This window comes from Lysobacter sp. DMC104 (genome assembly GCF_056313665.1).
Window position 1 is genome coordinate 1 of record NZ_JBQUZW010000004.1, and the last position, 15,326, is coordinate 15,326.

The 15,326-nt window shown below is 65.1% G+C and carries 9 protein-coding genes; 7 read left to right on the forward strand and 2 right to left on the reverse strand.

Annotated features, from left to right (window positions below; translation table 11 throughout):
- Positions 1-1,020: 1,020 nt before the first annotated feature.
- Entirely contained in the window at positions 1,021-1,467 is a 447-nt protein-coding gene (locus ACT53R_RS06930) for a hypothetical protein (RefSeq protein ID WP_476171130.1), read from the forward strand.
- Here the strand turns inward: ACT53R_RS06930 and ACT53R_RS06935 are convergent.
- Both ACT53R_RS06935 and ACT53R_RS06940 read right to left on the reverse strand, forming a co-directional pair.
- Complete coding sequence (locus ACT53R_RS06935; protein ID WP_476171131.1) at positions 1,464-3,026, reverse strand: MASE1 domain-containing protein; 1,563 nt, start codon at positions 3,024-3,026, stop codon at positions 1,464-1,466. The two genes, ACT53R_RS06930 and ACT53R_RS06935, sit on opposite strands and share 4 nt — an antisense overlap.
- A 97-nt stretch (positions 3,027-3,123) precedes the next feature.
- Complete coding sequence (locus ACT53R_RS06940; protein ID WP_476171132.1) at positions 3,124-3,774, reverse strand: hypothetical protein; 651 nt, start codon at positions 3,772-3,774, stop codon at positions 3,124-3,126.
- 140 nt (positions 3,775-3,914) lie between these two features.
- On the opposite strand from ACT53R_RS06940, the gene ACT53R_RS06945 reads away from it, so the two are divergent.
- The 6 genes from ACT53R_RS06945 (at position 3,915) to ACT53R_RS06970 (ending at position 15,324) form a co-directional block, all read left to right on the forward strand.
- Entirely contained in the window at positions 3,915-4,358 is a 444-nt protein-coding gene (locus tag ACT53R_RS06945) for a hypothetical protein (RefSeq protein ID WP_476171133.1), read from the forward strand.
- The gene (locus tag ACT53R_RS06950) at positions 4,358-4,762 is read left to right on the forward strand and encodes a hypothetical protein (RefSeq protein ID WP_476171134.1); all 405 of its coding nucleotides are present in this window, start codon (positions 4,358-4,360) and stop codon (positions 4,760-4,762) included. Before ACT53R_RS06945 ends, ACT53R_RS06950 begins: the two co-directional genes overlap by 1 nt.
- Positions 4,750-5,151: a carbon storage regulator gene (locus tag ACT53R_RS06955; protein ID WP_476171135.1), complete on the forward strand. Its 402-nt coding sequence runs from the start codon at positions 4,750-4,752 to the stop codon at positions 5,149-5,151. The genes ACT53R_RS06950 and ACT53R_RS06955 overlap by 13 nt, the downstream gene beginning before the upstream one ends.
- 214 nt (positions 5,152-5,365) lie before the next feature.
- Entirely contained in the window at positions 5,366-6,109 is a 744-nt protein-coding gene (locus ACT53R_RS06960; protein WP_476171136.1) for a hypothetical protein, read from the forward strand.
- Positions 6,110-6,124: 15 nt separating this feature from the next.
- Positions 6,125-9,970 carry a phospholipase effector Tle1 domain-containing protein gene (locus ACT53R_RS06965; RefSeq protein ID WP_476171137.1) on the forward strand — a complete coding sequence of 1,282 codons (3,846 nt, stop codon included), beginning with the start codon at positions 6,125-6,127 and terminating at the stop codon, positions 9,968-9,970.
- A gap of 248 nt (positions 9,971-10,218) precedes the next feature.
- A complete protein-coding gene (locus ACT53R_RS06970) occupies positions 10,219-15,324 on the forward strand; it encodes an RHS repeat-associated core domain-containing protein (RefSeq protein ID WP_476171138.1) in 5,106 nt (1,701 codons plus the stop codon).
- Positions 15,325-15,326: the final 2 nt, after the last annotated feature.

Here is a 15,326-nt window from a genome sequence, read left to right on the forward strand (position 1 = left end):
TTCTTCATGAGTTCTCCTTGGTCTGTCGAGGGTAGAGAACTCACCTCCCGGGCGGCTACATGATTCGTCTCAGGTCAATCGAACTTGCGCCCGCCGACGGCTTACCGGTGCCGGCGGGTTTCCGTGCCGCGACGACCTCCTATCGCAAGAAGCTCGGGTGATGACGTCCGCGTGGGCATGGATGGTCAACGCTTCGCGGCCTTGACGCCAAACCCAGTGGCCCGCGGCAGTGAGTCCCGGAAGGGATAAGTGACTACAGGCGATCAGCACGGCGCCTGACGACGCTCTGGTCGGCATGCCACTGCCGATGGCAACCCGAGTACAGCATACGCCCCAGCATGGAACCCCATGCCGGGGGTCTTCGTGTTCGTCGCGCCACGGTATCCCACCATGTAGATGGGACTGATCCCCCCACCTCATCTCGGCGGAGACGCGCAGCGGTCGGGCGGCGCCATGACAGCGTTGGAAGTGCGTCGGAGGATCGGCGTCTTTGACCCGGGCGCCCCGAGAAACCGATGGCTGGACAGACCCTCCGGCGGTCGCTGCCAGCGCGGGCGGCGTACAGCCAGCGGGCGGAGCATGGGGTGGCCTATGACCGTGCCCTACGAGCGGGTTGCAGAAGACACCGGGATGGGGCACGGCGAACTGTGATATCGGACAAATACAGACGGATGCGGCGCAAGAATTCACTACTGGCCCTAAGTCCCATTTCCAGCAATACCTCTGATCAGGTGCTTCGCTCCTGCGTGCGTATCCTGACGCACTGACCGTATCGCGCCGACCGGATGGGTGATCTGGTCTATCGGGCGGGCCGTCATTGAAACTTCCGTGCCACAAGCCGATGTGCACGCCATCTCATGTAGCCCCGCTATCGCATCGCTGCGCCCCTCCGCACTGCCTGCTTCAATCTGCGTCGCGTAGCCTCGATTCGCCGTCCCTTCTCCCACGTCGATGCCCGTTGCCGCGGCGTGTTGCGGTTGGTGGCGTGCCGAACACTTCAAGGAATCCAAGGAGAATGCGATGAACGTGTACGACGTGCGATTGACCGCCCTACGCGGCACGACGCTGGCGATGGTGATGCTGCTTCCCTCGATGGCTTGGGCCTGTTGCCCTTCTGATGACAACGGAGCGCCAAAGGCTAGCCAGGGGCTTGGTGAGACGCTTCCACCTGCGCTGGATCTTGCGGCTGATCCCGCATGGAGGGTCTACGAATTCGAGCGTGGCGGTATCCGTTACACGCAGATCAACGACAGCGCCGGTGGTGTGCGCGCGGCGGTGGGCAGGATCGGCGATGTGCAATGGGTGCTGCCGATCGGTCGTGATGCGGATCGTGTCCTGTTGCCCGGGGATGCCTTGCCGCCTGGGAACGCCCGGGTGCTGTTGCGCTCGAAAGAGGTCGAGGTGATGTTGATCGAAAGCGGGGCGACGCAATACTGGTGGGTGCGCGCGTTGAACACGGCGAACTAGGCGCTTTGTTCTGGCTCGGAAAGCAGGATGCCGATCCGGTGCGTTTGGCGGTGCTTGCTGGCGCCGCCATACGCTCGCGCCAGCACTTCCAGTTCCTGTAGCGCTGACTCGATTTCTGGCATGCGGACGAACTCGGCTGTCGGGATGCAGTCCACGAAGATCGTGATGCCCCGATGTCCGCGCCGGTACCAGCCCCGGGTCTGGATCGTGACCTCGGTCGGCGCCATCATTGCGAGCACATCCATCGCACTGCAAATCGCACGATAGGCGGCCAGTTGCAGTGGAACACTGAGTCTACTGGGAGAGCGTCCAATCAAGACCAGTCGGAGGCGGGCGCGGCCCTTCCACCGCTCGGCGAAGGACTCCGAGGTCAGCACGGCATACAGGCCGTAGGTTTCGATCTCGAAGGGATAGAGCAGTTCGCTGTGTCGCGCCAATGCCCTCGCGGACTCCACACCGGAGGACATGGCATCCATCGCTTGGCGATAAAGCCCTTCGTCCTTGAGCGTCTGCGCGACTGCATTGCGATAGGCGTCCAGATCGTCGCGTGCATAGGCGAGCAGTAGTGCTTTCTCGCGGAATCTGCGTTCGAAAGACTGGAACATTGCGCGGACGGCGCCCATAGTCTTCGCTTCGTGGTCTGCATAATGCTGTTGCATGCGCATGATGAGAATTTCGTCGCGCAAATAGTCGCCAGATCGGCTATGCAAATTGGAGATGCGAACGCCCATCGCCAAAAGTGCGGCGGAGACTGCGGCCAACGCGGTTTGTGCTATCAATACAATCGAGTCAGAGCTTCCGATCATGGGTATGCTCGGAAGTGCAAGCGCGATTGCGAAATTGATCAGCAGTGTTCCGATTGCTGCGCCGTGCCATCCATGCAAGATGGTCATGTATGTCAACGGTAACAGCATGAATATCAACGGCATGAGGCGAATTGCTGATCCCGCTTCAATGGGAATCATCGCCGATCCGTAGAGAGTCAAGACCATCAGGAGCGAAACCGCAAGAGTCTGAGAGATTTGGCGGTGCGTATTGCGCCATTCATGGCGTTGCTGCCACAGCAGACAGGGCAGCATGACCATGAGGATGCCAAGATAGCCGCCAACGCCGAAGCCAATGAATCGTTCGGCTGTGAATGGCGGCGTCGGGCCATCCAAGGCGATGTTGATGATTCTTCCTGCGATCACTGACCAGATGCTTGCGACTGCAGCTATTAGGGGCAATCTCTTCAGGATGAATTGATCTTTGATCAATTTCTTCCGGATATAGAACGGAACAACGGATATCGCCGTCACCAACAAGAACGGGCTGAGATAGGCCCACTGCGGACTGTATTGCTCGGCTTTGGGCGCGCGAAGTTCGAGCAGGGCGACTGCATCACCCGCGAACACATAAGGCCAGTAGCGCATAGGCAACAGCAGCAAGCTCGCAATGCGCAATCCGGCAGGGAGATACCACTGGTCGTACGAGTGCTGCCACAGGACCAGAAATGTAGCGCAATAGGCTGCTGCTATCGCCACGCCTTTGCCGACTGTTTTCCACGCCCGAGCGTCCATGCCTGCCCCTGTTTCGGTCAATAACCCGCCGTCGCCCCCGTCTTACGGGGGCTAGGCTTCATTGTCAACGGCGTGCCCCTGAGTGGGGCGCGCGGCGCTACAGCCAGCCGACGACCGCTCCGCGCAGCGCGAGTTGGGTCGTCGCCGGATCTTCGACCAGGATGCGATCCCTGTCGGTGTCCTGCATGCACAGCACCCAACCTTCGCGACGAATCAGGATGCGCCGGATGTGCGGCCGCCCGAACAGTGTGAAGGCATAGATCCCGCCGTCGACGACCCGGTCGAGCGTCAGGGTGCGGACATCGATCAGGACCACGGTGCGTGCAGGAATGAGCGGCACCATCGCGTCGTTGGGCTGGAAGGTCCAGCGCACTTCGTCCAGCGGCGTCATGCCGATCTTCTGACGCACCAGGAATTCCGGCAGCAGGATGAAGCCTGGGCCATCGCCGTAATCGAAGGAATGCAGGCGGTCCACCGCGAGATGGCCGTTCGGCACGGTGCCCGACCCGATCCCGTCGCGCGGAATGCAACCCGACAGCAATAGCCGCGCATACGGTTCGCTGATGCGTTCCGGCGGTACGCCCAGCATCTCCGCGACGATCGGCGCGCGCCCTGCCGGGATCGGGCGGCGTCCGTTGCGCCACTGCGATACGTAGGCATCGACCACGCCGGCACGTTTGGCGACCTCACTGTTGCGGGTCCGTGTCGCTTCCATCGCCTCGGCGAAAGCGCGGGTGAACTTGTCCATCACAGGAGTGGCTCTTGGGTCGGGGGTCAAACGTACTACGGAAAAAGTTGACAATCAAATAATAGCAATGCTACTTATTTTTGTAACACCCCCTTTGCCGGGGAGAAGCATTGCCCCGGCCGCCCCATAAGGAGAGCAGGATGCAAGTCGTCACGTGCCAAGTTGGAGGAAGCCTCCGACTCGGAGAAAAGGCCGGGATCACGATCCACGCTCGGCAGGGGGAGCGGATCGCCTTCGGGGCGTGGGCACCGTCGGGAACCTGCCTCACGCTCGGCGGCGAGGCCATCCATCCCGTCTCCGGCCGCGCCGGCGTCTGGAGCTACCTCTTTTCGCTGTACGGGTGCCGACGCTTCGAGTTCGGCCAGTACGAGGTCCGCATCTGGCTCCCGGGCGAGGTGATCGAACTGGCCGCGGACTGCCTGGACAGCCTGCACGTGGGTGTCGGCAACCGGTTCCCCATGCCGCCGCCCGAGTACGTCCCGCCTGCGGGCGTCCGGCGCGGGGTCGCCCGCGCCACGGCATCACTGCCTACGTGGTCGCCGACCACCGGCTGCGCCGCATACCAGCACGCGAGGAGCGCCTGATGCCCATCCTCGACTGCACCCTGCTCGAATCCATCACGATCGGCCGGGACACGCGCCTGCACCTGACCGGCCGCATCGACGACGTTCTGTACGTCTACCTCGATGCGTCGGTGCGCCATGACCTCGGCGGCGTGGGCGGCTTCCACGCGAGCGCGCCTTCCGGTGTCGGGCGCGTCGCGCATGTCCTCGCGCTGCGTGATGCGGACACCTTCACCATCGGCCCGACGACGATCGCCGTGCAGGCCGTGTGCCTGCGGATCGACGGTGCGCAGCCGCTGCGGGACATCCGCCTGTGCATCGATCCGCCCAAGGTGCTGCGCATCGTGCGGACGCCACCACCGCGTCGCCGCGTATCGAAACCGGCGCGCGCGACGGACATCGGGAGGCTGCCATGCTGGTCCTGACCCGCCGCGTGGGTGAGAGCATCCGCATCGGCGACAGCGTGCGCCTGACGATCCGTGGGAAGGCGGGCAATCACTACACGGTGGCGATTGCCGCGCCAGGCGACCTGTCGGTCGTCGATGACGAAGGTCAGCCACTCATCGCCCTGCGTCACCGGCAACGCCGCAAACGTTGCTACGTGGCCGCACTGCTAGCCGGCGAGTCCCTGCGGATCGGCGATGCGGTGTTCGTCCGGTTCGGCGAGGACCGCTACGGCGGCACGTTGCGCATGCGTCGCGGGCAGCAGGTCCGGATCAGCATCGACGCCCCGCGCGAGGTGCCGGTGCATCGCGAAGAAATCTACTGGCGGATCTGGCGCGAATCCCACGAGCGGCCCGGGAGGGCGGCTTGATTGCGGCGCCGCAGGCAGGGGGACGAGCGGGAACGCGCGCGGATCGAGCGGGTGGCAGACGTTGTGCTTTGGCTGGCGCGATGGCTGCTTGGCGCCGTGGTGTTCCTGTGGTGCTGAGGGCGCGACGGAGTGGCGGATCAAGGGGTGAGACAGGGCGATGGTAGAAATCAGGATGGGCGATGCGGGTCCGGGGGATCGACTACACGATCAGCAATTGCTGCGTGAGCTGGACATGATCAATGCTCGGACGCGGGAGGAACTCGGCCTGCTGCCGTTGAATGGCTTGCCGGTGATCGCGAAGCGCAAGCCGGTGCTGCCGAAGCGCGAACTCGCGGTCGTTGCCGCGGCGTCGCCGGGCACCGCATCATTCCCGGTGTCGCGTGCAATCGACGACATCCCCACCGATCCCGAGGGCGCCGAAATGTTCATTCTGGGCAAGCTGTTCAAGAAGAAAGCACCGCAAGAACCGTGGCCAATACGGTTCGATAGTTTCAGCTTCGGCGCGCGCTGCTACAACACGCTGAAATGCCGTGTTGTTTTCCAGGGAACGCAGGAGTTGTCCGACAGAGTACAAGATGGGCCATCCGGTGAGCCACGTTCCCCTGATTGGAAAGACAAGTGGTATGCGGATCACATCGTGATGGCCAGCGAGGTATTCCCTCCACCTGCTGATGTGCGTTGGACGGCGTTGGACGGCGTTGCACGGCACGCCGAAATTGACCTCAAGGACATCTTTCCCGATCGCCTCGTCCTGCACAACGTGGCGCGGGAGGAGATCAAGCCGGGGTGGGAGAACGACCCATCCGCAAGATCGGTCGACATCCTGCTCGAAGTCAACGACCGGACGATCAACATCTACATGCGGGGGCGCATCGTGCAGAAAGAATTGGCGGACCCCAGCAACCCGAACAGCGCATGGCGCAATGACTTGATCCTTGCCTGGACGAAGACGTACTGACCGAAGGGGTGATGGATGGGAGGCAGCGGAAAGAAGGAAGTCGTGCGGCTAGGCGAAGACGGTCTGCCGACCGACGACGTGCCGCACACGCTGGCGACACCGGATCAGGTGCACCGCTATGAGGCTGCGGCCGATCGACTGTACCGGTTCCAGACGCCGACCCTGCTCGACCGCAACGACCCCCACTCCCATCTTCTGGTCGGATTGCTGGATGGAACGGGCAACGATGTCGATCAAGATCCACTCCACGCAACCAATGTCGCCAAGCTCAAGGCGCAGGCAAGGGATTTGTATGATGCCGGCGTTGAGGGGGTTCACGTTGAATACTCCCCCGGCCCAGGTACACAAACCAACACCATTGCGAAGAACATTGATGGTGCCACGGGTCGCACCAGCCTTGAGCGAGCGGAGGAGATGTACGCGAAGCTAGTCACCAAGGCGCAGGATATCTTCGAGGCCGATCCCCATGCTCGACTGAGCATCTATTTGGAGGGCTTCAGCCGCGGCGCCAGTGAAGTGCCGCTCGTCGCCCGGATGATCCACGAACGTGGTATCCCGGCGAAGGACAGTGTCATCGATAGCGTGGATGAACTGGGGCATCCCACAAAATCCTATACACGCTATCTCCAGTCGCCCGGCATGACGCCGATGGCGGTCGGCCTGTACGACCCGGTGCCGACCGGGTACATGGAAGTCTTCGACCGGCGCCTGCCGCCGTCGGTGGTGTCGGGCTTCCAGATCAACGCCGCTGACGAGCGTCGCGGCCTGTTCCCGGTCGATCGCATCCTGCCCGACGGTCTGTCGGAGGATGGGCGCTTCCTGAGCGTGACCGTGTCCGGCGTGCACTCGGACATCGGTGGCAGCTACCTGCGCGGTGGACTGGGGGATCGCAGCCTCAACCTGATGACCGACTACCGCAACGCCCTGTCGAGCGAGCCGCTGTTCCAGCGCCTGCACGAGACGCAGGACCCGCGGATGAACGTGATCCACCATTCCACCGAAGGCAGCGTGCTGTTCCGGCACTTTCCCAAGATCGGCCGCGACACGCCGCAGGGCGAAATCACTCAACTCGTTCCGGATCACTCGCATCTTGCCGTGCCCGGCCAAGTCGTCACCGTGGCCAAGCAGGCACCGGAGCCAGTCGACGAGTCGCTGCTACGCGGCGTGTCGCACGGACGCACCGTCGTGCGCAGCCCGCTGGCGCCGGAGCCTGCGATGCCCGCCGGCGAGGCCATGCTCGCCCGCGTGATGGACTCGCCCAACGTCGAACTGCACGCCTACCAGCCGCCGATGCCGCTGCCGATGAAGGTGACCTTCGGCGTCGCCGCGGCCGGCGGCGTGCTGAGCGTGGTCGAAGCGGCTGCCGCCGGCGATCGGGCGGCGGCGCAGCTGACGTTGGACAACCCGGAGGCAGCGAAGTCGGTGCTGGCGCACTACGGCGCGCGCGGCATGGGCGGTTGGGCTGGCGGCGCGGTCGCGGGTGCGGCGATGGGCTGGGAGACTGGTCCCGGCGCGATGGTCTTCATCGCCACCGGTGCCGTGGCCGGCAGTTCGGTCGGCGATCGACTCGCCAAGTTGCAGGACAACCACGCGATCTTCCACCAGTCCGATGCCACGGGCGTGCCGTGGGCCTTCAACGGCCGCGCATGGGAACGGCAGGGACTGGTCGATGCCACGCTCGATGCTACCGACAACCCGGCGCGAACGGCCGTGGTCGCGAGCTACGACAAGGCGCGCGAACTGAACTACCGCGCCACGAACACCGCCACGGCGCTGGCGCTGGGCGAGGCCGAACCACCGGCCAATCCGTTCCGCCTGCCTGCCGACGAACACGACCGTGGCAGCCTCAAGCCCGCGCCATGGACCTTCGATGCGGATGGCGGGCAATGGCATCGCCGCGTGGTGGTCGGTGCGGATCGCAACGACCTGGACATCGTCGAGGTCGAGACGGCGAGCCCGGAGCGCGCGGCATCGCTGTCCCGCGCCTCGCTGGAGGTGATGCAGGCGAACGTGGTGAACGGCCCTGCCGGCATCGCCGCCCGCTACGAGGCGGCCTACGCGCAGTACGGCTGGGAGAAGTTCGGTCCGATGCCGGAGGCGGTGCGGACGGCGCTGACCGACCACGACCGCCTGATCGCATCGGACGGCAAGCTCTACGAGCACCAGCCGGACGGGGACTGGATTCACCGGACGGCGCTTCCGGGCAACGATCATGCGGAAGGTGCGCTGCGGCTGGAGTTGAACGCCTCGCGGGTATTGCTCCAGGCCAACCTCCAGCAGCATGCGGAGGAGATCTCGACGGCGCTGCCGCACGGCCCGAAGACCACGGAAGCGACGCAGCACGAGGAACTGATGTACCGCTACCGGGTCGCCGGGACGGAGCTTCAGCCGGAGTGGCGCGAGGCGATCGATCTGGCGATGCAGCGCACGCGCACGGAGAACGCACTGTCGGGCCCGGGCTCGGTGCAGCTCAAGCCCGGGCCTGATGGCCGGATCGGGGCGGACAGCCCAATCGTGCATCTGCAACGCGACCGCGAGGGCGTCGACCACATCGCCGCGGTGACGAGCAGCGAGGACATCCGTCAGGCGTTGGCCGAGGTGCGCACGCGGCACCTCGAGGTGCCAGTGCCGGAAGCGCCCGACCAGCGCATCGAGCGCGCCACCGAACAGGAGCGCGACGCACACGTCCAGACGATGCGCGAAGCGAACCGGCAGGGGCTGTCGCAGCCGGAGACGGCGGCATTGGAGACGATCCAGGTCACGGGCCGGCGGCGGGACGATGGCGTCGCACGCGAACCCGTCGATGCATTGGACACGCCTTCTCCCATTGCCGAAGCGTCGGCGCGCGCGCCAGACGTGGTGCCGGTTCTCTCCCCCGAACCGGAACCACGGACGCCCGCGGTGTCCACCGCGCCGCGCGTCGACACTTCGGCACCTGACGACGCCTTGCGCCCGGGCACGCGTGGCGATCAGGTCGAACTGCTGCAATTCCGACTCGATCGGCAGGGCTATCGCGGCCCGGAGGGCGAACCGCTGCCGCAGGACGGTCACTACGGTCCCGAGACCGAACACGCCGTGCGCCAGTTCCAGGCCGCCCATGATCTGCCGGCGACCGGCATCGCAGACCCAGACACACAGACAGCGGTCGCGCGCGCGCCGAGCCTGCAGCGCGCGCCGGTCGAGCATGCGGAGCCTGTCGCCACGCCATCCCCGGAACCGACGCGGGATGCCTTCGAACGCACCGTGCCGCCGCCGGCGCACGAGGTCGTTGCAACACACCGGGAAGCGCGCCCGGACGGTGCTGTCCCGCTGTTCTCGCCCGCTGCGCCCATGTTCGCCGCAGGCGCGAGCAAGCCGGAACGCGACGACGAACGCGATGCCGTCGAGCCCGCGCGTGAGGCACACACCGCACCGGGGATGACGGCGTCCACGCACCCCGCGCACGGGCTCTACCTCCAGTCGCAGCGCGCGATGGAGAAGGCGGACGCCGCGCCGGGCATGGCGGGCCTGAGCGAGCGAGCGCGCGAGACGCTCGGCGCCGCGGTCGTGGCGCAGGCGGTATCCACGCCGGGCTGGAACTTCACCGGCGTGGATCACGTGGTGCCCAGCAACAGGATCGATCCGCAGACCGGACGCCCGGAGACCGTGTTCGTCGTGCAGGGCGCACTCGACGACCCCGGCCATCGCCGGATCGCGGTACACGTCGAACAGGCGTTGTCGCAGTCGGTCGAGCAATCCTCGTCCGTGGCCCAGTCTGCGATGCAGATGCGCCAGCAGGGGCAGGACCAGGACATGGCGCGCACGCAGGCGCAGGGCTTCGACGATGCGCAGGGGCCTGCCATGCGGATGGGCGCGCGCTAGGCGCAAGGTTGCTCGGGCGGGATGTCCGTCCATTCAATTTCGATGAGGGGTCAGGTCCGTGCAGTTCTTTGTTCGCCTTGCGGTGGCGTTGATCGCGTTCAGCTGGATCGCTTCGATCGTCGTATTGGTCGCAATCGTGGTCTTCGCCATCCGTCGGCATCGACATTTCGCGGACCAGCCCGTTCAGCGTTAGACCCGTTTCCACCCGTGACACGTTGTCTCCGGCAGCCGCGTTCGTATGGCCTGCCATGCATCACTTCGACGAGGAAGATTCGATGAGTGCAGATCGCAACCCCACGGCCCCCCGAGGCCGTTCCATCGCCCGCCGCTGGTTCGGCGTCATCCTGACGGTGAAGCTCGCCGTGGTGGCCGCCGTCGGCGCGATGGCACAGGTCGTCCCCAAGGCGACATCGCAGTTCTGCTACAGCGGCCTGTGTGGCAACACATTGGACGAAGCCGAGCAGAAGATGCGTTCGGCACCGACGAACGCCGACATCGGCGCACTGCTCGAACAGAAGACGACGGACCTGGGGAGCATGGCCACGAACCAGACGGCGTCGTATTCCTACGCCGTGAAGGATCAGCCGGCTTCTGCCCTGTATGCCGCCGCCTACATGGCGACCGGTGTCGGGAGTTCGCCCCCGACCAGCGGGCAGGGCTGCACACCCGCCACCGGAACACCGTGGACGAACTGGTGTGCGGACGAGGGCAACCTCGTGTCGAAAATGATGGATTACTACGCCGCGGCCAATCCCAGTTGCACCTACGCTGCGCCGGTCCTGATCGAGGACACGCGGACCACGCCTTACAGGAGCGTCACCGGGGGCACCGGTGGCGGGACCGTCGACTACGGCGATCACCTGTACCAGACGAATTACACGTGCCAATCGGGTTCATCGGGCATCAGGAAGTTCAAGATCTTCAAGAAGGCACCCTACACTTGTCCGTACCGCTACACGGGGCTAAGCGATGAGACGCCCAACGACGGCAACGGCGACCTGACCCTGCCGGTGCTGTGCAATTACGACATCAAGTCCTACACGATCACCGGTCCGGTCCAGCAGGTCGCCAGTTGCAAGGCCAGCATCTTCCCCTGCTATCCAGCCACCGGCGACAAGGCGCGGCAGGAGCCGGACTTCGACTTCGCGGGCCACATCTTCACCCGCTACTACCATGCCTACCACGAGTTCCGGAACGATCCGGGCTCGGGCATCGGCTGGAGCCATACGTTCGATGACCGTGTGTTCGGCGCCAGCACGGACACGACCGTCAGTGTGGTCGACGAAAGCGGCACCTACGAGAGCTTCGTGCGCATGTCGACGGGTCGTTACCGCGGCGAGAACTCGGTCGACCGATTCCTGCTCGTCGACAGCGATTCCGGGCATTGGCTGCTGAAGTCGCCGAACGGCGAGTATCGTGAGTTCGACGCGACCGGCGTCCTCCTCAAGATCGGCCAGCCGGCCGACCCGCGCCTCGATGTGACATTGGCCTATGCCAACGGCCTGCTGTCGACCGCGACCGACGGTCAGGGCCGTGTGCTGCGATTCGAGTACGACAGCGGGAAGATGCTCAGGCGCATCGTGTTGCCCGATGGTTCGGCCGTGGCCTATGGCTACGACACCGAGCGCAACCTGACCGGCGTGGTGTATCCGGACGAGCGCGTGCGCGAGTACCGCTATGCCCAAGCGGGCCTGATCGGTGACCCCAGCCAGCGCCACCACCTGACCGGCATCATCGCCGAGGACGGCCATCGTTACGCCTCATTCAAGTACGACGCGCGCGGCCGGGCGATCGAGAGCCGCGCGTTCGGCAGCCCCGACAACGTCACCACGGTCAGTTACGACAGCGACACGCAGAGCACGGTCGCGACCGACACCGGCGACACGAAGACCTACACGATCCAGCCGGGGCTGTATCGACGCGTCACTGCGGTGAGCAGCCTGGGCCAGAGCGGACAGGACGGCCAGGCCTTCGATACGCAGGGCCGCCTGACACGCAGCACCGATCGCCTCAATACCTTCACCGACTACGAGTACGACGCGACGAATGGCTACCGCTCCGCTGTCATCGAAGCGGTCGGCAAGCCCGAGCAGCGACGGATCGAGTTCGTGCGCGATCCAACGCTCAATCGCCTGACCGAAGTGCGGGTACGTGATGCTGCTGGCGTCCTGAAGTCGAAGACCCAGTGGAGCTACGACGCCAGCGGCCGCATGACCGCCATCACGCAGACCGATCCGGTCACGGGCGACCTGCGCACGACCACGCTGGCTTACTGCGTGCAGGCGGATGTGGCCGCGGGAACGTGCCCGACCATCGGCCTGCTCAAGACGGTGGATGGTCCGCTCTCCGGCAGTGACGACACGACGACCTACACCTACCGCCAGGCCGATGCTGCGACCTGCACCGCCGCGCCGACGAGTTGCCCTTATCGCAAGGGTGATCTGTGGAAGGTCACGAATGCCCTGACCCAGACCGTCGAGATCCTCGCCAGCGACGGCGCCGGGCGGGTGCTGTCGGCGAAGGACGCGAACGGCATCGTGACCGATCTGGTCTACGACGGTCGAGGTCGCATCCTCGCCCAGAAAGTGCGCGGTGCCGATGCCTCCACCGAGTACGACGACCAGATCACCCGGATCGAGTACGACCCCAGCGGCACCGTACATCGCATGGTGCTGCCGGACGGCCGCGCGACCGTATTCGAGTACGACCCGCTGCAACGACTGACCGCGGTGATCGACAACGACGGCAACCGCATGGCGTTCACGTTGAACGCGGCCGGCGATGTCATGCGTGAGGACGCGACGACCGCCAGCGGCGCCGTGTTGCGTACGCTCTCGCGGGTCTACGACACGCTGGGGCGGCTTCACGCCGTCACCGACAGTGAACTCCATAGCACCACCTTCGGCTACGACGCCGTCGGCAATGCGACCTCCGAGCGCGACCCGCTGCTGCGCGACACCAGCCACACCTACGACGCCCTGGGCCGGCTGCGCACGACGATCCGCAACGTCGGCGGCATCGCGGCGCGGACCCAGGTGCAGTACGACGCGTTGGATCGGGTCGTGCAGGTCACGGACCCGGGCGAGCTGAATACCTTCTACCGCTACAACGGCTTCGGCGACCTGCTTGAACTGATCAGCCCCGACACCGGCACCACGACGTCGACCTACGACGCGGCCGGCCGCCTGGCCACCCGCATCGATGCCCGCAACATCACCGCGACCTACGGCTACGACCTGATCGACCGCGTGACCTCGGTGACGTATCCGGACAGCACCCGGAACCTCGGCTTGACCTACGACACCGCGCCCGCCGAGTGCCCGGCCGGGGAGACCTTCCATGTCGGCCGCCTCGCGCGGATGACGGTCGGCAGCAGCGACGGCACCGCGTTCTGCTACGACCGTTTCGGCAACCTCACGCGCAAGGTGCAGACGACGCAGGGCCGCAGCTTCACGGTGCGCTACGACCATGCGCCACGCATCCGCAACGACACCGATGCGCCGGGTCGCCCGCGGCCGCCGACGGCGCTGGTGTTCGGGATGACCTATCCGGACGGCGCACAGGTGCGGATCGGCCGCAACGGCCGCGGCGATGCGACGGACCTGACGGTGACGCTGGCGAATGGTCAGACGAAGACCCTGCTGTCGGGCACCGTCCACTATCCGTTCGGTTCCGCGTGGTGGTGGACCTACGGCAACGGCCGGAAGCTGACCCGCTCGCGCACGCCGAGCGGCCGGCCGGGGTTCGTCGAGGACAACCGCGCCGGCGGACTGAACGAAGGCTACTGGTTCGATGCGGCCGGCAACCTGGATTCGCTGCGCAACGCCAGCCAGGCCGATCCGCCGAAGCGCAAGTACACGTATGACGGCCTGGATCGCCTGACCGAGGTCCGCGACGGTGCAAACAACGCGCTGCTGCAGGGCTACGGCTACAACGCCACCGGCGACCGCACGACGGACACCAACGGTGCCACGCGCAGCCTCGCCTACGCCGTGGGCACGCACCGCCTGAGCAGCGCGGGCAGCGTGAACCGGGCCTACGACGCGGCGGGCAACACGATCCGCATCGGTGGTACCGCGGCGCTGGTGGCCCACCGCCCGGCGCTTGCCGTGGACACGCAGGCCCGCAGCTGGCGCACACAGGTGCAGGCGCGCGCGCAGATCGCGCGTGCGGCCAAGCGAGCAGGCAAGGCGTCGACAGCCGCACCGACGAAACTGGTACCGGCCATGGTCCGCGAGTTCGCCTACGACGACGCCGGCCGACTGAAGCAGGTCAAGCGCGATGGCGTCGTCGCGATGGACTACCGCTACAACACCAAGGGCGAGCGCGTGTACCGCAGCGGCAGCGGTCAGACCGTCCACACCATGTACGACGAGGCCGGCCACTGGCTCGGCGACTACGACGCCGCCGGCAACGCGCTCCAGCAGGCGATCTGGCTGGACGACCTGCCCGTCGGCCTGCTGGTCGGCGCTGGCACGAACCAGAAGCTGTACTACCTTGAACCCGACGCCCTCGGCAGCCCACGGGTGGCGATCGACCCGGACCGCGACGTGGCGGTGTGGCGCTGGGATCTGGCCGGCGAAGCGTTTGGCAACGGCACGCCGAACGAAGACCCCGACGGCGACGGCATCGCACTCACCCTCGACATGCGTTTCCCGGGCCAGCGGTACGATGCGGCGAGCGAATTGGTCTACAACTACTTCCGGGACTACGATCCGACCACGGGACGGTACGTGGAGAGTGATCCGATTGGGCTTTCTGGTGGTGTTAGCACGTACGGCTACGCTGGCGGAAACGCGTTGGGAAATCGTGATCCCCTCGGTCTCGATTGGCTTGAGTACACGGGGCAGGAAATTGTTCTCTACGCTGGTGACTACGGAAACCTCACGACCGTGAAACGCCGGTGCAAGGCAAGCTCAGGAAAGTACGCGGCGGCGATCAAATATGACTACAGGACATCAGCTGCTCAGGACATCCAAAACTGGGGGCCGACCCCTGAGGGGAAGTACTATATCGACCTTGGGCCAAATCCGGATCGTATGGCCGGTACGCGAAAATATGGCAGCGGCTATGTGTTGACACCTAGTCCTCAAGGTGGGATTGAGAGAGTGCCTGCTGGTGGCGAGCAGATATGGGGGACTTGGAGAGGTAGGCTTGTCCCATATCCGGGCACGAAGACCTTTGGTCGGCATGATATGTATTTGCATGACTCAAAGAAGGGGCAAACGAGCGGGTGTATCGAAGTCTGTACCGACCTTATCCAGGACTTGAAAAGGATGAGGGCTTCTGGTGCTCGTCGGATCGATGTCTCTGTTGACTATGATGGAATCACTTCAACAAATGGGTGGAGGTAGGA